Source organism: Pseudoroseomonas cervicalis (assembly GCF_030818485.1).
Lineage (GTDB): Bacteria > Pseudomonadota > Alphaproteobacteria > Acetobacterales > Acetobacteraceae > Pseudoroseomonas > Pseudoroseomonas cervicalis_A.
Map to the genome: position 1 here is coordinate 2,031,351 of NZ_JAUTAJ010000004.1, position 18,237 is coordinate 2,049,587.

Sequence of the window (18,237 nt, forward strand, 5' to 3'; positions counted from 1 at the left end):
GCCCGCGCGGCCTTTCGTTCAACACCCCCCTTCCGCTACAAGGCCGCAATCCCGGCGGGGGAACCGCCGCTTCCCCCCAACGCAGCAGGAAATGCCCGCATGAAGTTCTTCGTCGACACCGCCGAGGTGTCCGAGATCCGCGCCCTGGCCGAGCTCGGCATGGTCGATGGCGTCACCACCAACCCCTCGCTGATCGCCAAGTCCGGCCGCAACATGGCCGAGGTCATCGCCGAGATCTGCACCGTGACGCCCGGCCATGTCTCCGCCGAGGTCACCGCCACCGACTATGAGGGCATGCTGGCCGAGGGCCGCTTCCTGCGCGGCATCGCCGAGAATGTCTGCGTCAAGGTGCCGCTGACCGAGGCCGGGCTGCGCGTCTGCCGGACGCTGACCGATGAGGGCACGCCGGTGAACGTGACGCTCTGCTTCTCGCCGGTGCAGGCGCTGCTGGCCGCCAAGGCCGGCGCCACCTACATCTCGCCCTTCGTCGGCCGCCTCGACGATCTGGCGCAGGACGGCATGCAGCTGATCGCCGACATCGTGCAGATCTATGGCAACTACCCGAACCTGACGACCCAGGTGCTGGTCGCCTCCATCCGCCACCCGCTGCACATGGCCCAGGCGGCCAAGCTCGGCGCCGATGTGGCCACCCTGCCGCCGGCCGTCATCCGCCAGCTGATCAAGCATCCGCTGACCGATCGCGGCCTCGAGGCCTTCCTGGCGGATTGGAAGAAGACCGGGCAGTCCATTCTGTGATGCTATCCGAGGGGGGCGCCGCCCCCCTCGGGCTCCCCCCGCCAGGAACCTGAGGTTCCTGGACCTCCCATCTGGGGGAATTATGCAGCCGGAAGACGTTGCCAGCTGGCTCCGCCAGAACCCGGATTTCCTGGCCGAACGGCCGGAGCTCTACCGCAGCCTGACGCCGCCGCGCCGCATCCATGGCGAAGGCCTGGCCGACCACATGGCCGCCATGCTGGCCGCCGAACGCGCCGCCACCCGCGACGTGACCGAGGCCGCCCGCGAATCCGCCGGCTTCGCCGCCCGCACCCGCGCCGCCATCCTGGCCCTGATCCAGTCCCGCAACCCGGCCGAGACGGTGCACCAGGAATGGCCCGACCTGCTCGGCCTGGCGCATTGCGCCCTGGCCAGCGAAGGCCAGGCCGCGCCCCATCTGCTGCCGCTGCCCGCCGGCAGCGTCGCCCGCCTGCTGCCCGCCGGCCGCGACGCCCTGCTGCGCGAGACGCCGGACGAGCTGCCCCTGCTGCACGCCGAGGCCGCGCCGCTGATCTGCTGCGACGCCCTGGCCCGCCTGCCCCTGCCCGGCCCCCCCGCCCTGCTGGTGCTGGGCGCCCGCGCCCGCAGCGACCTGCCGCAACAGGGCGCCACCCCGCATCTGCTGTTCCTCGGCCGCGCCCTGGCCGCCGCCCTGCTGCGATGAGCGCCCCCCGCACCGCCCTCGAGGCCCGCGCCCTCTGGCTCGACTGGCTGGAGAAGGAGCGCCGCGCCAGCCGCCATACGCTCACCGCCTATGGCGCCGATCTGGCCGAGTTCCTGGGCTTCCTGACGCGCCACCTCGGCGCCGAGCCGGATTTCGCCGCGCTGCAGGCGCTGCGCCCGGCCGATCTGCGCGCCTTCCTGGCCGAGCGCGCCATGCGCGACGGCGTCGGCAACGCCACCCGCGCCCGGCAGCTGGCCGCCATCCGCGGTTTCCTGCGCTTCCTGGCCAAAAGGCACGGGCTGGTGCCGCAGGCCATCGCCGGGCTGCGCGGGCCGAAGGTGGTGCCCCCCGCCCCGCGCCCGCTGACCCCCGACCAGGCGCTGGACGTGACGCGGGACGCCGGCAGCGTCGAGAACTCCACTGTGCTGGCGCTGCGCGACAGTGCGCTGTTCACCCTGCTCTATGGCTGCGGCCTGCGCATCTCCGAGGCGCTGGCGCTGAATCTGGGCGACGCGCCGCGCGCCGGCGCCGGGCTGAAGGTGCGCGGCAAGGGCGACAAGGAGCGCGTGGTGCCGGTGTTGCCGGCGGTGGAACAGGCGATCGCCGCCTATCTGCGGCTGCGCGGCGGCGGGGAGCCGGATGCGCCGCTCTTCCTCGGCGCGCGCGGCGGGCGGCTGGATGCCGGCATGGCGCAGCGGGCGCTGCGCAACTACCGCCGCCTGGTGGGCCTGCCGGAATCGGCCACGCCGCACGCGCTGCGGCATTCCTTCGCCACCCATCTGCTGACGGCCGGGGCCGATCTGCGCTCGATCCAGGAGCTGCTGGGCCATGCCAGCCTCTCCACCACCCAGCGCTACACCAGCGTCGATTCGGCGCGGCTGCTGGAGACCTGGCAGAAGGCGCATCCGCGGGCGCGCTAGGCCCGCGGAAAGGGGAGGCCGCGGCCTCCCCTGCCCCGTTCAGCGAACCGGGATGGCCAGGCGCTTGGCTTCCAGCTCGGCCAGCTTGGTCTGCTGCACCGCCTGCGCCGCCTCACGCTGCTGGCGGCAGAGATCGGCCGAGGCCGCGCAGCTCTCGGCGATGCGCTTCTCGATCTCGGCCGCCTCGCGGTCCAGCTCGGCGCGGCGCCGGGCGAAGAAATCGTCGCGCGCCGCCTCGCTCGGGAAGCTGACGGGGAACAGCGCCAGGCGGATTTCCGACGGATACTTGTTCATGGCGCCCGAGGCGCTGTCGATGGCGACACCGATCAGCCCGCCGAACAGCACATTGCCGACGGCCATGCCGGCGAATTCGGAGACCAGCGTGCTGGCGCCGTCCTCATAGCCCTCATGCTTGCAGACCACGGCGATGTCCTGGCGGCTCTTGTCCAGGGTGACGCTCTGCGGCGTCCGGCTGATCGCGGCCACCGCCTGGGTGCCGCGCTGCAGGGTGCATTGCGCCCCGACAGGATCGGTGATCACCGTAACATTCTGCGTGCTGCCCTGCGTGATGCTGGCGCAGGCAGCCGTGGACAGCAGCCCTGCCAACGCGGCAAGGCGGAGAGCCAGATTCATCCGAACCTCTGTGTGTGAGCACCGCGCGGATCAGGCCGACCCGCGGCACCGGTACCCCCGGATTATGGTCCAGCTCCCGCTCAACCACCAGATGATTCGGTTACGGACCGAGATATGCCGTTACAAGAGGCCCTGCCGCTCAGGAGGCGCCGAAGCGCCGGCGCAGCCAGGCCGTGCCGTTGCGGCAGCGCTGGGCCAGGCGGTCCTCCAGCGCGCCCATGCGGTCCACCTGGGCGGGCCAGCGGGCATGGCACCAGGCCAGGCTGCGCTGGCTCCAGCCATGCTGCTCCCGCAGCACGAACAGGCCCAGCACCAGCGGGACGATGCCGTTCAGGAAGGGCAGGACCAGCCCGATCACGCCCAGCACCAGCAGCGACCAGCCGGCCAGCTTGCGTTTCCAGGAGGGACGATAGGTGAGCATGCCCGGCAGATGGCCCTGGCGGCGGGGCCCCTCAAGCCGGGCTTGCGCAGAGGTGAGGCCGGCGCCGCCCGGCATGGCGTCGGCCGCCGCGGGCCGCCAGGGGATACCGGCGCCTCGGGCGCGCGCCGCCGGCCCGAAACGGGGCGGCGCGCGACGACGCGGTGTTACTGGACGGGCACCGCCGCAACCTGGGCTTCGATCGCCGCCACGCGCGTCTGCTGCTCGGCCTCGGCCTTATCACGCTCCATGCGGCAGACATCCGAGGTCGGGCAGCTCTTGGCGATGCGGCGCTCCACCTCGGCGGCGCGGAGATCCAGCTCGGCCCGGCGGGCGGTCAGGTAGCTGTCGCGGGCAGCGGCATCGGGGAAGGCCATCGGCAGCAGGAAGACCGTGCTCTCATCCGGGTAGCGGTTGAAATTGCCGGCCGCGGTATGGGCGATGATGCCGGCCATGCCGAGGCCCAGCACATGCACCGGGGTGACCTCGATCGCGGTCGAGTCCACCGTGGCCGCAGTGTCCCGGTAGCCCGGATGGCGGCAGGTGACGGCGATGTCGCGGAGGCTCCGCGACACGGTCACCTGCTGCGGCGTGGTGACGGTGGCCAGCGTCTCGCCCCGGCGCTGCAGGCTGCATTCGGCCCCGGCCGGCTCGGATTTCAGGGCGAAGGTCTGCTGGTTGGGGTCGGCCCTGCCGGCGCAGGCGGACAGCAGGGTCAGCCCGGCCAGCAGGGCCAGGCGGGCGGCGGGGCGGGGAAGCATCGTCATGGGAACCTCGGTGGGACACACCGCCGCGCGCCTTGCCATTCTGGCCTTCTGGCGGAACGGTGCCTGTCCGGTATGACCGGGATTCACCTCACGCTAAAGAGAGAATCGTAACGCAGCGTGACAGGGCCTGTCTGGTGTCACCCGGCGATCACAACGGGCTTCGCCCCCAGCGCCGCCACCGCGGCGGCGGGGTTTTCCAGCCGCAGTTGCAGCCCGCGCTGGCCGCCATTGACGTAGAGATAGGGTTCGGCCAGCGCCGCCTGCTCGATGAAGAGCGGCACGCGCTTCTTCTGGCCGAAGGGGGAAATGCCGCCGACGCGGTAGCCGGTGATGCGCTCGGCATCCGGCACGCGCAGCATCTGGGCGGATTTGCCGCCGCCGGCCGCGGCCAGCTTCTTCATCGACACCTCCTTATCGGAGGGGAGGATGACGCAGACGGGCTTGCCGTCGATCTCGGCCATCAGGGTCTTGAGGACGCGTCCGGGCGGTTCGCCCAGCGCCGCGGCCGCCTGCAGCCCGATGCTGTCGGCATCCGGGTCGTAGGGATAGGTGACGGCCGTAAAGGCGACCCCCGCCTTCTGCGCCGCGAGGGTGGCCGGTGTCCCCTTGGACATGGGAGTTCCCCTGAAGGCGGGGTCCGGGGTGGCCCTGCCACCCCGGCGGAGGGGCCTGGGGAGGCGGAGCCTCCCCAGGGATCAGATGTGCAGCGCGCGCCCGTCCACCGCCAGCGCCGCTTCCTTGACGGCTTCCTGCAGCGTCGGGTGGGCGTGGCAGGTGCGGGCGATGTCCTCGGCCGAGGCGCCGAACTCCATGGCGATGGCGGCTTCGGCGATCAGCGTGCCGGCATCCGGGCCCAGGATGTGGACGCCGAGGACCTTGTCGGTCTCCTTGTCCGCCAGGATCTTCACGAAGCCGTCGGTGTCGCCCATGGCACGGGCGCGGCCATTGGCCATGAAGGGGAATTTGCCGGTCTTGTAGGCCTGGCCGCGCGCCTTCAGCTCCTCCTCGGTCTCGCCGACCGAGGCGATCTCCGGCCAGGTGTACACCACCGCCGGGATGACATTGTAGTTCACATGCCCCGCCTGGCCGGCCAGCATCTCGGCCAGGGCGACGCCTTCATCCTCGGCCTTGTGGGCCAGCATGGCGCCGGCGATGACGTCGCCGATGGCGTAGATGCCGGGCACATTGGTGGCGAAATGGCCATCGGTCTTGACCCGGCCGCGCTCATCCAGCTCGACGCCGATCTCGGCCAGGCCGAGGCCGTCCGTGTAGGCGCGGCGGCCGATGGCCAGCAGCACCACATCGGCCTTCAGCTCCTCGGCCGCGCCGCCGGCGGCGGGCTCGACCGTCAGGGTGACGCCCTCGGCCGATTTGGCGGCCGCGGTCACCTTGGACTTCAGCTTGAACTTGAAGCCCTGCTTGGTCAGCACGCGCTCGAACTGCTTGGCGGTCTCGGCGTCCATGCCGGGGGCCAGGCGGTCGAGATACTCGACCACCGTCACCTCGGCGCCCAGGCGGCGCCACACCGAGCCCAGCTCCAGCCCGATCACGCCGCCGCCGATGACGACCATGTGGCCGGGCACCTTCTCCAGCTCCAGCGCGCCGGTCGAGGTGACGATCTGCTTCTCATCCACCTCGACGCCGCGCAGCGGCGCGCTGTCGGAGCCGGTGGCGATGACGATGTGCTTGGCGTCGTAGCTCTGGCCGGCGACCTCGACCTTGCCCGGGGCGGTGATCTTCCCGGCGCCCTTCAGCCAGGTGATCTTGTTCTTCTTGAAGAGGAACTCGACGCCCTTGACGTTGGCCGAGACCACCTCGCCCTTGCGGGCCTGCATGCGGGCCAGGTCGAGCTTCACGCCGTCGACCAGGATGCCGTGGTCGGCGAATTTGTGCTTGGTCTCCTCGAAGGCTTCCGAGGATTGCAGCAGCGCCTTGGAGGGGATGCAGCCGATGTTCAGGCAGGTGCCGCCCAGCGTGTCGCGCTTCTCCACGCAGGCCACCTTCATGCCGAGCTGCGCGGCGCGGATGGCGCAGACATAGCCGCCGGGGCCGGCGCCGATGACAATGACGTCGAAGCTGTCGGACATGGTCGAAGGGTCCTGCCTGTCAATGGTGCCGGCAAACTGGCCCGTGGCGCGGCGCGGAGCAAGGGGTCAGCGGCGCCGCCCTGCCATTCGCAAGCGCGATCAATCGCATCCCGGGCAGGATGGCGGCGGATGGAGAGAGGGAGGATGCAGCGGATGCCCCGCAAGAGCCTGACGCTGCGCGACTATGCCCGGCGCATCGACCGCGTGGTGGCCTGGCTCGCCGCGCATCCGGGGCGCGAGCCGCGGCTGGAGGAGCTGGCGGCGATCGCCGCCTTCTCCCCCTGCCATTTCCACCGGATCTACCGGCTGCTGACCGGCGAGACCCCGGCGGAGACCATGGCGCGGCAGCGGCTGCAGCTGGCCGCGGCGTCGCTGCTGAAGACGCGGCAGGGCATCGCCGGCATCGCGGCGCAGGCCGGCTATGGCAGCGTCGCCGCCTTCACCCGCGCCTTCCGCGCCACCTACGGGCTGCCGCCGGCGGCCTACCGCCGGCGCGGCGGCCTGACCCCTTTCCTCCGCCCCATAACGACCCCCATGACGGAGACGATGATGTTCGAGGTGACCCAACGCGACCTGCCGCCCTTGCGCCTGGCCGCCCTGCCGCATCAGGGCCCCTATGACCGAATCGGCGAGCGCTTCGACGCGCTGACCGCCCTCGGCACCGGGCACGCGCTGCTGGGGCCGGAGACGGAGTGGTTCGGCCTGTATTACGACGACCCGCACAGCGTGAAGCCGGCCGAGCTGCGCAGCGCCGCCGGCTTCACCCTGCCGCCCGGGGCCGAGCCCCCTGCCCCCGCCACGCTGCTCACCCTGCCGGCGCAGCGCGTCGCCGTGCTGCGCTTCCAGGGCCCCTATGCCGAGCTGGAGGGCGCCTACACCTGGCTCTACCGCGACTGGCTGCCGCAGAGCGGCGAGGAGCCGGCCGATGCCCCCTGCCTGGAGCGGTATCTGAATGATTGCCGCAGCCTGCCGCCGGCCGAATGGCTGACGGAAATCCTGCTGCCGCTGCAGCGCTGACGGGCGGCCGGGCGGCGGCGGGACCGGCGCCACCGCCCGGCTTGTCAGCCGCCGCGCGCTTCTGTCACGCTCTCCGCAACGGGGCCGCAACAAGGCCCCGGCCAAACTGGGAGAAGCGACCATGACCGACGCCCGCGCGGTGCTGCCGCGCCGTGCTGCCCTGGCCCTTGCCACCGCCTTCGCCGCCCCTCTCCTCACCCCCCTGGCCCGGCCCGCCCTGGCGCAGAGCTTCCCCGCCCGCCCGATCCGCCTGCTGGTGCCCTGGCCGCCCGGCGGCTCGGCCGATGCGCAGCTGCGCTCGCTGGCCGACATCGCCACGCGCAGCCTGGGCCAGACCGTGCTGGTGGAGAACCGCTCCGGCGCGCGCGGCCTGCTGGCCGCCCAGGCGCTGCTGCAGGCCCAGCCGGATGGCTACACCCTGGCGCAGCACCATCTCTCGGTGCTGCGCCATCCCTTCATGACCAAGGCGCGCTCCTGGGATCCGGTGGAGGATTTCACCCCGATCATCGGCCTGACCGGCTGGCTGTTCGGCGTGGTGGTGCGCAGCGACAGCCCGATCCGCAGCTGGGCCGATTATGTCGAGGCGGCGAAGGCACGGCCCGGCATGCTGACCTATTCGACCAGCGGCATCGGCACCAGCAACCACATCGCCATGGAGGATCTGTGCGGCCGGCTTGGCATCCAGATGACCCATGTGCCCTTCCGCGGCACCACCGAGGGCGTCACCGCCCTGCTGGGCGGGCAGATCGACAGCATCGCCGACAGCTCCGCCTGGGTGCCGCAGGTTGAATCCGGGCAGTTCCGCCTGCTCAGCGTCTGGTCGCCGGAGCGCGCCAAGCGCTTTCCCGATGTGCCGACGCTGAAGGAGCTGGGCATCGATATGGCCGTCACCTCGCCCTATGGCATCGCCGGGCCCAGGGGCATGGACCCCGGCGTGGTGCGGGTGCTGCATGATTCGCTCAAGACGGCGCTGTTCAGCCCGGAGAACACGGCCATCCGCGAGAAATGGGACATGCCGCTGAACTATCTCGACACCGAATCCTACCGCACCTTCACGGTGCAGCGCGCGGCCTATGAGAAGGAGATGGTGGCGCGGCTCAATCTCAGCATCGACGGCTGAGCCGCTTCAGTGCCGGGAGGGCTCCGCCTTCCCGGGCTCTTCCTGCGGCAGGCGCCACAGCACCACGCCGCTGAGCAGGACCAGAAGCCAGCCGGCGCCCAGGACCAGCAGGACCGTTCCGGTGACGGAGATGGTGGTCTTCTCATCCACCCAGAACATCGGCGTATCACGCAGCGCGGCCAGCGCCAGCGCCTCGATACTGAACGCGGCCCAGAACGGCAGGCCCATCAGCAACGCCGACACGGATCGCCGCACAAAGGCCTGCCAGGCCAGGTAGAGCCCAAGCCCGGGAAAGGCAGCGACGGACAGCACCCCCATCAGCACCATGAAGACGTTCTGCCCGTGCCACAGCATGAACCCGCCAAAGAACAGGCACAGCGCCACCAAGCCGCCACCCACCAGGCCAAAATAAACCAGGGCCGCGCACAGCACGGCCCTGGTCCAGCTCATGGGGAGAAGCCCCTGCCCGTCAGATGTCGAGCATCAGGCGGCGCGGATCCTCCAGGCTCTCCTTCACGCGCACCAGGAAGGACACGGCCTCCTTCCCATCGACGATGCGGTGATCGTAGGAGAGCGCCAGATACATCATCGGGCGGATCTCGATCTTGCCGCCGACGACCATGGCCCGCTCCTTGATGGAGTGCATGCCCAGGATACCGGACTGCGGCGGGTTCAGGATCGGCGTCGACATCAACGAGCCATAGATGCCGCCATTGGTGATGGTGAAGCTGCCGCCCGCCATCTCCTCCAGCTTCAGCTGGCCGTCACGCACCCGCTTGCCGAAATCGGTGATCGACTTCTCGATCTGCGCGAAGGACATCTGGTCGGCATTCTTCAGCACCGGCACGACCAGGCCCGAGGGCCCGCCCACCGCGATGCCCATATGCACGAAGTTCTTGTAGACGATGTCGTCGCCGTCGATCTCGGCATTGACCGCCGGGAACTCCTTCAGCGCCGCGACGCAGGCCTTCACGAAGAAGGACATGAAGCCGAGCTTCACGCCCTGCTTCTTCTCGAACACGTCCTTGTACTCGTTCCGCAGCGCCATCACCGCGCCCATATCCACCTCGTTGAAGGTGGTCAGCATGGCGGCGGTGTTCTGCGCCTCCTTCAGCCGGGTCGCGATGGTCTTGCGCAGGCGGGTCATCTTCACCCGCTCCTCGCCGCCTTCCAGCGCGCGCGGCGCCTTGGGCGCGGCCTTGGCGGCCGGCGCGGCGGCCGCGGGGCTGGCCAGGAAGGACTGCACATCGCCCTTGCTGATGCGGCCATCCTTGGCGGTGCCGGCGCCGATCTGCGCGGCCGAGACATTGTTCTCGGCCATCATCTTGGCGGCGGCCGGCAGCGGCGCATGGCCGCTGCCCGGGCGCGACAGCGGGCCGGTCTCGGGCCGGTTCGGCTCGACCTTCGGCGCCGCCGGGGCACCGGCCGCGGGGGCCGGCTTCTCGGTGGCCTTGGGCGAGACCTTGCCCTCGCCGGCCGCGATCACGCCGAGCACAGCGCCCGGCTCGACCTCGGCCCCCTCATCGGCGGTGATGGATTCCAGCACGCCGGCCTGCGGCGCGTTGACCTCCACCGTCACCTTGTCGGTCTCCAGCTCCACCAGCGGCTCATCGGCGGCCACCGCGTCACCGGCCTTCTTCATCCACTTCGCCACGGTGGCGGTGGACACGCTCTCGCCCAGGGTGGGCACCACAATCTCGGTCATTCTGCCGTAGCCTCTTTGCCGGTGCGATGACTGCTCAGGATGGGATCAGGACAGGCCCAGCGCGTCGCGCACCAGGGCCTCCTGCTGCTGCTGGTGGATCTTGGCCAGGCCGGTGGCGGGGCTCGCCGCCTCCTCGCGGCCGACATAGGCCGGGCGCTTCGCCTTGACGTCCAGCTCGCCCAGCACCTTCTCGATGCGCCGGTCCACGAAGGTCCAGGCGCCCATATTCTCGGGCTCCTCCTGGCACCAGACCACCTCGGCGTTCTTGTACTCGGCCAGCACCTTGGCCAGGCTGATGCGCGGGAAGGGATAAATCTGCTCGACGCGCACGATGGCGACGTCCTGCACGCCCTTGTCGCGGCGCTCCTGCAGCAGGTCGTAATAGACCTTGCCGGTGCAGAGCACGACGCGCTTCACCTGCTCGGCCGGCACCAGCGCGTCGACCTCGGGCAGGACGGTGCGGAAGGTGCTGCCGGGGGCGAAATCGGCCAGGCTGCTGATCGCCAGCTTGTGGCGCAGCAGCGATTTCGGCGTCATCACCACCAGCGGCTTGCGGTAGTTGCGCTTCAGCTGGCGGCGCAGCGCGTGGAAGTAGTTGGCCGGGGTGGTGAAGTTGCACACCGCCATGTTGCGCTCGGCGCACATCTGCAGATAGCGCTCGAGGCGGGCCGAGGAATGCTCCGGCCCCTGGCCCTCATAGCCATGCGGCAGCAGCATCACCAGGCCGGACATGCGCAGCCACTTGGTCTCGGCCGAGGCGATGAACTGGTCGATCACCACCTGGGCGCCATTGGCGAAGTCGCCGAACTGCGCCTCCCACAGCACCAGGGTCTGCGGGTCGGCCAGGGTGTAGCCATAGTCGAAGCCCAGCACGCCCATCTCGGAGAGCAGCGAGTTGAACGCCTCCATCCGCGCCTGGCCCTCGCGGATGTTGTTCAGCGGCATGTACTCCGCCTGGTTCTGCTGGTCGATCAGCACGCAATGGCGGTGGGAGAAGGTGCCGCGCTGCACATCCTCGCCCGAGAGGCGGACGCGGTGCCCCTCCAGCAGCAGCGAGCCGAAGGCCAGCGCCTCGCCGGTCGCCCAGTCGATGCCCTCGCCGCTCTCGATCGCCTGCTTCTTGGCCTCGAGCTGGCGGATGATCTTGGAGTTGGCGGTGAAGCCCTCCGGCACCCGCGACAGGGCCGAGCCCACCTCGCGCAGCGTGTCGAGGCTGACCGCGGTGTTGTCGTCCTTCTCCTCATCGTCCGAGCCCGCGGCCTTCAGCCCGGCCCAGTGGCCCTCCAGCCAGTCGGCCTTGTTCGGCTTGAAGCTCTGCGCGGCCTGATAGGCCTCTTCGAGCTTGGCGTAGAAGGCGTCGAGCATCGCCTTGGACTCGTCGGCCGGCACGGCGCCGGCGGCCGCCAGGCGCTCCGCATATTTGGTGCGGGTGGTCTTCAGCTCCTTGATCACGCCATACATGATCGGCTGGGTGAAGGCCGGCTCGTCGGTCTCGTTATGGCCGTGGCGGCGATAGCAGACGATGTCGAGCACGATGTCGGCGCCGAACTGCATGCGGTACTCGGCCGCCATGCGGGCGCAGAACACCACCGCTTCCGGATCGTCGCCATTGACATGCAGGATCGGCGCCTGGACCGACTTCGCGACATCGGTGCAGTACAGGCCCGAATAGGCGTGCAGCGGCACGGTGGTGAAGCCGATCTGGTTGTTCACCACGACATGCACGGTGCCGCCGGTGCGGTAGCCGATGAGCTGGCTCATCGCCAGCGTCTCATACACCACGCCCTGGCCGGCGAAGGCGGCATCGCCATGCAGCAGGATGCCCATCACCGAGCGGCGGGTCTTGGTGTCGCCCGCCATGTCCTGGCGCGCGCGCACCTTGCCCACCACCACGGGGTCGACGACCTCGAGATGCGACGGGTTGGGCTGCAGCGACAGGTGGATGGTGCGGCCATTCACCTCGATATCGGTGGAGGTGCCGAGATGGTACTTCACATCGCCCGAGCCCTGGACGTCATCCGGCTTGGCGGCGACGCCCTTGAACTCGGCGAAGACCTGGGTGAAGGGCTTCTTCACCACATTGACCAGCGTGTTCAGCCGGCCGCGATGCGGCATGCCGATGGCGATCTCGCCCACGCCCTTGTCGGCCGCGGCCTCGATGATCGCCTGCAGCGCCGGGATGGTGACCTCGCCACCCTCCAGGCCGAAGCGCTTGGTGCCGACATATTTGCGGGCGCAGAAGGATTCGAAGCCCTCGGCCTCGGTCAGCTGCTGCAGGATGGTGCGGCGCGCGGCCGCGTCGAACTGGCGCGTCCAGGGCGCGCCCTCGACCTTCTGCTGGATCCAGGCCTTCTGCTCGGGGTCCTGGATATGCATGAACTCGACGCCGATCGGCCCGCAATAGGTGGCGCGCAGGATCGACAGGATCTCGCGCAGCGTCACCGTCTCCTTGCCGAGCACGCGGTCGATGAAGATCGGCCGGTCCAGATCGGCATCGGTGAAGCCGTAGGTCGCCGGGTCCAGCTCCGGATGCGGCTTGGCCTTCTGCAGGCCGAGCGGGTCGAGCTGCGCCTCCAGATGGCCGCGCACGCGATAGGCGCGGATCAGCATCAGGGCGCGGATCGAATCCAGCACCTGCTGGCGGGCGGCGGCCGGGTCGGCGGCAGCGGCGGCGGGCTTGCCGCCCTTCTTCGGATCGGCCTTCGGCGCCTCGGGCTCGGGGGCGAAGCCGCCCTTCGGCCGCGGCGCCCAGGAGGCACCGGCAGCGTCGTGCAGCACGGCCTTGGCATCGTCGTTCAGCGCCGCGAACAGCTCCTGGAAGGAGCCATCCACGCTGCCCGGATTTTGCACCCAGCGCGCATACATGTCGGCGAGGAAGGTGGCATTCGCCCCGTTCATCGCGCTTGCCAGGATGTCGATACCGGCCATCATCTCCTCCTCGCCCAGGCCCCTCGGGGCATGGCGGTCAGCTCGCTGCTCTTGGCGTCAGAAAGGCAACGCCGCCCCCGATATAGGGACGGCGCAGGGATAACACAGAAGTAACATCGCGACCTTGACCCAGAACAACCGGGGAATGGCGGGCCTGCATGGCAGACCCGCTTCCTTGGCCGTTCCCGTCTTGTCGCGACGCGCCCGGCATCAGCCGCGCAGCGCCTTCACCATGGTCGAACCCAGGGCGGCCGGGCTGTCGGCGACATGGATGCCGGCCTCGCGCATGGCAGCCATCTTCGCCTCGGCGGTGTCCTTGCCGCCGGAGATGACGGCGCCGGCATGGCCCATGCGGCGGCCCGGAGGGGCGGTCGCACCGGCGATGAAGCCGACCACCGGCTTGTAGTTCTTGGAGCCCGGCTTGTTCTCGCGGCCCAGGAACTCGGCGGCCTGGATCTCCGACTGGCCGCCGATCTCGCCGATCATGATGATCGACTGGGTCTCGGGGTCGGCCAGGAACATCTCCAGCACCTCGGTGAAGTCGGTGCCCTTGACCGGGTCGCCGCCGATGCCGACGCAGGTCGACTGGCCGAGGCCGGCCGCCGTCGTCTGGGCCACCGCCTCATAGGTCAGCGTGCCCGAGCGGGAGACGATGCCGACCGAGCCGCGCTTGTGGATATGGCCCGGCATGATGCCGATCTTGCAGGCATCCGGCGTGATCACGCCCGGGCAGTTCGGCCCGATCAGCCGCGACTTGGAGCCGGAGAGCGCGCGCTTGACCTTGATCATGTCGGTCACCGGGATGCCCTCGGTGATGCAGATGATCAGCGGGATCTCGGCGTCGATGGCCTCCAGGATGCTGTCACCGGCAAACGGCGGCGGCACATAGATGACCGAGGCGGTGGCGCCGGTGGCCTCGGCGCATTCGGCCACCGTGTTGAACACGGGCAGGCCGAGATGCGTCTGGCCGCCCTTGCCCGGGGTCACGCCGCCCACATACTTCGAGCCATAGGCGATGCCCTGCTCGGCGTGGAAGGTGCCCTGGCTCCCGGTGAAGCCCTGGGTCATCACCTTGGTGTTCGCGTCGACGAGGATGGCCATGTCAGTTGGCTCCCTTCACGGCGCGGACCACCTTCTCGGCGGCGTCGGCCAGGTTGTCGGCGGGGATGATCGCGAGGCCCGATTCGGCCAGGATCTTCTTGCCCAGATCGACGTTGGTGCCCTCCAGGCGCACGACCAGCGGCACCGACAGGGTCAGGTTCTTGGCGGCGACGACGATGCCGGTGGCGATCATGTCGCACTTGGCGATGCCGCCGAAGATGTTCACCAGGATCGCCTTGACGTTGCTGTCCGAGGTGATGATCCGGAAGGCTTCCGTCACACGCTCGGCGGTGGCGGTGCCACCCACATCCAGGAAGTTGGCCGGCGAGGAGCCGTACAGCTTGATGATGTCCATGGTGGCCATCGCCAGGCCCGCGCCGTTCACCATGCAGCCGATCTCGCCATCGAGCGCGACATAGTTCAGGTCGTGCTTGACCGCTTCCAGCTCCTTCGGGTCCATCTCCGAATCATCGCGGAGCGCCTCGAGGTCCTTGTGGCGGAACAGGGCGTTGTCGTCGAAGGACACCTTGGCATCCAGCGCCACGATCTCGCCCGCGCCGGTGACGACCAGCGGGTTGATCTCGACGATGGCGCAATCCAGCTCGACAAAGGCCTTGTACATGGCCGTGACGAACTTGGTGAAGGAGGCGACCTGCTTGCCCTCCAGGCCGAGCCCGAAGGCCAGCTTGCGGCAATGGAAGCCGGAGACGCCCGAGGCCGGGTCGACCACCGCCTTCAGGATCTTCTCCGGATTGTGCTCGGCGACCTCTTCGATCTCCATGCCGCCTTCGGTCGACGCCATGATGACGATGCGCGAGGTGTCGCGGTCGACCAGCAGCGAGAGATAGAGCTCGCGCTTGATGTCGCAGCCATCCTCGACATAGACGCGGCTGACGACCTTGCCGGCGGGGCCGGTCTGCTTGGTCACCAGGGTCTTGCCGATCATCGCCTCGGCGGCCGCCTTGACGTCCTCCACCGACTTGACGACGCGCACGCCGCCCTTGCCGTTGGGGTCTTCCTTGAAGCGGCCGGCGCCACGCCCACCGGCATGGATCTGGCTCTTCACCACATAGACGGGGCCGGGCAGCTTCTTGGCCGCCTCGGCCGCCTCCTCGGCGGTCCAGGCCACATGGCCGTCGAGCACCGCGACGCCGTAGCGACGCAGCAGCTCCTTGCCCTGATATTCGTGAATGTTCATCCGCTCACCCTTTTCATGGGCTGGATGGCCGGGGCTCGGCCAGGAGGCCGGGGCGGGCGCCCCGGCCGAAGGAGCTCAGACGGAAGCGGCCCGGTCTCAGACGCCGAGCTTCTTGAAATCCTCGATCAGCTTCTTGACCGCGTCGCAGGACTTGTCGAAGGCGGCCTTCTCGGCCTCGGTGAACTGCACCTCGACGATCTTCTCGACGCCCTTGTCGCCGATCACCACCGGCACGCCGACATAGAAGTCCTTCATGCCATACTCGCCATTCAGCAGCACGGCGCAGGGCAGGACGCGCTTCTTGTCCTTCAGGTAGCTCTCGGCCATGGCGATCGCCGAGGCGGCCGGGGCGTAGAAGGCGGAGCCCTTCTCCAGCAGCTTGACGATCTCGCCGCCGCCATTGGCGGTGCGCGCCACGATGGCGTCGATCTTCTCCTGCGTGGTCCAGCCCATCTTGATCAGGTCCGGCACCGGGATGCCGGCCACCGTCGAGTAGCGGGTCAGCGGCACCATGGTGTCGCCATGGCCGCCGAGCACGAAGGCGGTCACGTCCTCGACCGACACGCCGAACTCCTCGGCCAGGAACAGGCGGAAGCGCGAGCTGTCGAGCACGCCGGCCATGCCGACGACCTTCTCGGCCGGCAGGCCGGATTTCTGCTGCAGCACCCACACCATCACGTCGAGCGGGTTGGTGATGCAGATGACGAAGGCGTTCGGGGCGTAGGTCTTGATGCCCTCGGCGACCTTGGTGATGACCTCGGCATTCTTGGTCAGCAGGTCATCGCGGCTCATGCCCGGCAGGCGGGGGAAGCCGGCGGTGACGATCACCACATCGGCGCCCTCGATCGCGGCATAGTCGGCGGCGCCGACCATCTTGCTGTCGAAGCCGTCGACCGGGCCGGACTGCATGATGTCCAGCGCCTTGCCGGCGGCCACGCCGGCGAACACATCGAACAGGACGACGTCGCCCAGTTCCTTGAGGCCAATCAGGTGGGCAAGCGTGCCACCGATGTTGCCGGCGCCAACCAGCGCAATCTTTTTGCGGGCCATGAGGAGGATCCTTCCCGAAGGCTTCGAGCGAGGCCGAGTTCTGTATTGCGGTGCAGGCGCTACCTACTCCCGCGCCTCGGCCGCGACAAGGCGGCCGGGTGCCGGATTCGCCCGGCCCGGCCGCCAAACGTTACGCGAGCCGTCAGAGCGGCAGGCAGCGCACCACGTCGTCATGGCCGCGCGCCAGCGTCGACATGGTGCCGACCGGGCATTCCCGCTGCTCGCCGCTGGCCTGGGGCAGGCCGGACTGCCAGGAACGGGTCGGCGCGGCCCGGCGCTGCGGCGCGGCAACGCGGGCGGCGGCGCCGCGGCTCGCGGTGCGCTGCAGCACGGGAGCGTTGCGGCGCGCCTGCGGCACGGCGCGGCTGCTGGCCGGGCGGGTCGCCGGGGTGGCGCGACGCGCGGCGGCGCTGGCGCTGCGCTGGGCGGGGGCCGCCTGGCGCGCGGCGCTGCGCGGCGCGGCGGCGCCGGCCTTGCCCGTGTTGCCGGCCTTGGCCGAGGCCGCGACGCGTCCCTCCTGCCGGTTGGGCGCGGCCTCGGCGGCGGGAATCGTCGCGAAGGCCAGAAGGCCCAGCAGGCAGAGCGGGATCAGTCGCATGGCAGCTCCTTTCGGCCCGGTGCCGCCGCCCCTCAGGTGAGGTGCGGCAGGCCCAGATAGTCGTGGCTTTGCATTTCCATGAGGCGGGAGGCGGTGCGCTGGAACATCGCCGCATTCTCCCCCTGCTCGTAGAGTCGGTCGGGCTCCGCCGCGGCCGAGGCGACCAGCTTGCAGCGATGCTCGTAGAGGGTGTCGACCAGGGTGATGAAGCGGCGCGCCCGGTCGAAATTGTCGGGGCCGAGGCGCGGGATGCCGTCCAGCACCAGGGTGTGGAAATGGGTCGAGATGGCCAGGTAGTCGGCCGGTCCCAGCGGCAGGCCGCAGAGATCGTCGAAATCCGCCCGCGCCACGCCGCCCACCGCCTGCGGCACCCGCACCTTGCGGCCGAGCACCGAGATCTCCTCCGGCTCGCCATGCGGCTTGCCGGTCAGCTCCTTGAAGGCGGCGTTCAGCGCCCGCTCGGCGCGGCCATCGACCGGGCTGTGCCAGGTCGGCAGGCCCTGGATGCGGTCGCGCCGGTAATCCTGCTGCGACTTCAGGTGCAGCACCGAGACATGGCGGTTGATCAGCGCGATGAAGGGCAGGAAGGCGTCGCGCCCCGGCTTGCCCTTGAACAGATCGTCGGGCGCCGTGTTGGAGGTCGCCACGATCACCGTGCCGCGGGCGAAGAGCGCCTCGAACAGCCGGCCCAGGATCATCGCATCGGCGATGTCATGCACCTGGAACTCGTCGAAGCAGAGCAGCGAGGCCTCGGCGGTGATGGTGTCGGCCAGCGGCGGGATCGGGTCGCTGGTGTCGCCATGCTGCTTCTTCCAGGCATGGATGCGCTGGTGCGATTGCTGCATGAACTGGTGGAAATGGATGCGCTGCTTCCGCGGCACATCGGCGCAGAGGAAGAACAGGTCCATCAGCATGGACTTGCCGCGCCCGACCTCGCCGACCAGATACAGGCCCTGGGGGGCGTTGCCCGGCGCGTCCTCGACCGGCTTTTTGCGGAAGAAGCGGCTCATGAAGCCGCTGCCGGGCTCGGCGGTCGGGACCTCGCGCTTCGGCTCATAGCCGCGGGTGCGGCGCCAGAGATCCTGCAGGATCTCGGCGGCCTGGGCCTGGGCGGGATCGGAACGCAATTCGCCCGCCGCTACCTTGGCGCGGTAGGCGGGGAGCGGGCCTTCGGCGGTGGAAGGGGGGCGCGCGGCCTCCCCCGGCTTCAGGGTGCCATCCATCGCATTGCGGCATAGCCTGTCACGGCCAATGCGG

General features: G+C 69.7%; 18 protein-coding genes. 5 read left to right on the forward strand and 13 right to left on the reverse strand.

What is annotated here, in order from left to right; genetic code table 11:
* Positions 1-99 precede the first annotated feature (99 nt).
* The 3 genes from fsa (at position 100) to QE401_RS13390 (ending at position 2,358) form a co-directional block, all read left to right on the forward strand.
* Positions 100-756 (forward strand): fructose-6-phosphate aldolase, encoded by a 657-nt coding sequence (gene fsa / locus QE401_RS13380; protein ID WP_007003836.1) that lies wholly within the window; start codon positions 100-102, stop codon positions 754-756.
* A gap of 82 nt (positions 757-838) precedes the next feature.
* Complete coding sequence (locus QE401_RS13385) at positions 839-1,438, forward strand: GAF domain-containing protein (protein ID WP_307138679.1); 600 nt, start codon at positions 839-841, stop codon at positions 1,436-1,438.
* On the forward strand, positions 1,435-2,358 hold the full coding sequence (locus QE401_RS13390) for a tyrosine recombinase XerC (protein ID WP_307138680.1): 924 nt from the start codon (positions 1,435-1,437) through the stop codon (positions 2,356-2,358). The genes QE401_RS13385 and QE401_RS13390 overlap by 4 nt, the downstream gene beginning before the upstream one ends.
* A gap of 39 nt (positions 2,359-2,397) precedes the next feature.
* Here the strand turns inward: QE401_RS13390 and QE401_RS13395 are convergent, their stop codons facing one another.
* The 5 genes from QE401_RS13395 to lpdA form a co-directional block, all read right to left on the reverse strand.
* Positions 2,398-2,898, reverse strand: a complete 501-nt coding sequence (locus QE401_RS13395; RefSeq protein ID WP_307138681.1) for an SPFH domain-containing protein — start codon at positions 2,896-2,898, stop codon at positions 2,398-2,400.
* A gap of 232 nt (positions 2,899-3,130) precedes the next feature.
* On the reverse strand, positions 3,131-3,412 hold the full coding sequence (locus QE401_RS13400; RefSeq protein WP_307138682.1) for a PGPGW domain-containing protein: 282 nt from the start codon (positions 3,410-3,412) through the stop codon (positions 3,131-3,133).
* Between the two features lie 164 nt (positions 3,413-3,576).
* Positions 3,577-4,176, reverse strand: a complete 600-nt coding sequence (locus QE401_RS13405) for a hypothetical protein (protein WP_307138683.1) — start codon at positions 4,174-4,176, stop codon at positions 3,577-3,579.
* 137 nt (positions 4,177-4,313) lie between these two features.
* A complete protein-coding gene (locus QE401_RS13410; protein ID WP_307138684.1) occupies positions 4,314-4,790 on the reverse strand; it encodes an aminoacyl-tRNA deacylase in 477 nt (158 codons plus the stop codon).
* Positions 4,791-4,871: 81 nt separating this feature from the next.
* Positions 4,872-6,263 carry a dihydrolipoyl dehydrogenase gene (lpdA, locus tag QE401_RS13415; protein WP_307138685.1) on the reverse strand — a complete coding sequence of 464 codons (1,392 nt, stop codon included), beginning with the start codon at positions 6,261-6,263 and terminating at the stop codon, positions 4,872-4,874.
* Positions 6,264-6,416: 153 nt separating this feature from the next.
* Between lpdA and QE401_RS13420 the strand changes: the two genes are divergently transcribed.
* On the forward strand, positions 6,417-7,280 hold the full coding sequence (locus QE401_RS13420; RefSeq protein ID WP_307138686.1) for an AraC family transcriptional regulator: 864 nt from the start codon (positions 6,417-6,419) through the stop codon (positions 7,278-7,280).
* Between the two features lie 121 nt (positions 7,281-7,401).
* Positions 7,402-8,400, forward strand: a complete 999-nt coding sequence (locus QE401_RS13425; RefSeq protein ID WP_307138687.1) for a tripartite tricarboxylate transporter substrate binding protein — start codon at positions 7,402-7,404, stop codon at positions 8,398-8,400.
* A gap of 6 nt (positions 8,401-8,406) precedes the next feature.
* On the opposite strand, the gene QE401_RS13430 is transcribed toward QE401_RS13425, so the two are convergent.
* The 8 genes from QE401_RS13430 to zapE form a co-directional block, all read right to left on the reverse strand.
* Entirely contained in the window at positions 8,407-8,850 is a 444-nt protein-coding gene (locus QE401_RS13430) for a hypothetical protein (protein WP_307138688.1), read from the reverse strand.
* A gap of 19 nt (positions 8,851-8,869) precedes the next feature.
* Entirely contained in the window at positions 8,870-10,105 is a 1,236-nt protein-coding gene (gene odhB / locus QE401_RS13435; protein ID WP_307138689.1) for a 2-oxoglutarate dehydrogenase complex dihydrolipoyllysine-residue succinyltransferase, read from the reverse strand.
* A 45-nt stretch (positions 10,106-10,150) separates the two neighbouring features.
* Complete coding sequence (locus tag QE401_RS13440; RefSeq protein WP_307138690.1) at positions 10,151-13,033, reverse strand: 2-oxoglutarate dehydrogenase E1 component; 2,883 nt, start codon at positions 13,031-13,033, stop codon at positions 10,151-10,153.
* A gap of 210 nt (positions 13,034-13,243) precedes the next feature.
* Positions 13,244-14,134: a succinate--CoA ligase subunit alpha gene (gene sucD, locus QE401_RS13445; protein WP_271137348.1), complete on the reverse strand. Its 891-nt coding sequence runs from the start codon at positions 14,132-14,134 to the stop codon at positions 13,244-13,246.
* Between the two features lies 1 nt (position 14,135).
* Positions 14,136-15,332, reverse strand: a complete 1,197-nt coding sequence (gene sucC / locus QE401_RS13450) for an ADP-forming succinate--CoA ligase subunit beta (RefSeq protein ID WP_307138691.1) — start codon at positions 15,330-15,332, stop codon at positions 14,136-14,138.
* Positions 15,333-15,428: 96 nt separating this feature from the next.
* Complete coding sequence (mdh, locus tag QE401_RS13455; RefSeq protein WP_307138692.1) at positions 15,429-16,382, reverse strand: malate dehydrogenase; 954 nt, start codon at positions 16,380-16,382, stop codon at positions 15,429-15,431.
* 142 nt (positions 16,383-16,524) lie between these two features.
* The gene (locus QE401_RS13460; RefSeq protein ID WP_307138693.1) at positions 16,525-16,980 is read right to left on the reverse strand and encodes a hypothetical protein; all 456 of its coding nucleotides are present in this window, start codon (positions 16,978-16,980) and stop codon (positions 16,525-16,527) included.
* A 32-nt stretch (positions 16,981-17,012) separates the two neighbouring features.
* Positions 17,013-18,203 (reverse strand): cell division protein ZapE, encoded by a 1,191-nt coding sequence (gene zapE / locus QE401_RS13465; protein ID WP_307138694.1) that lies wholly within the window; start codon positions 18,201-18,203, stop codon positions 17,013-17,015.
* Positions 18,204-18,237: the final 34 nt, after the last annotated feature.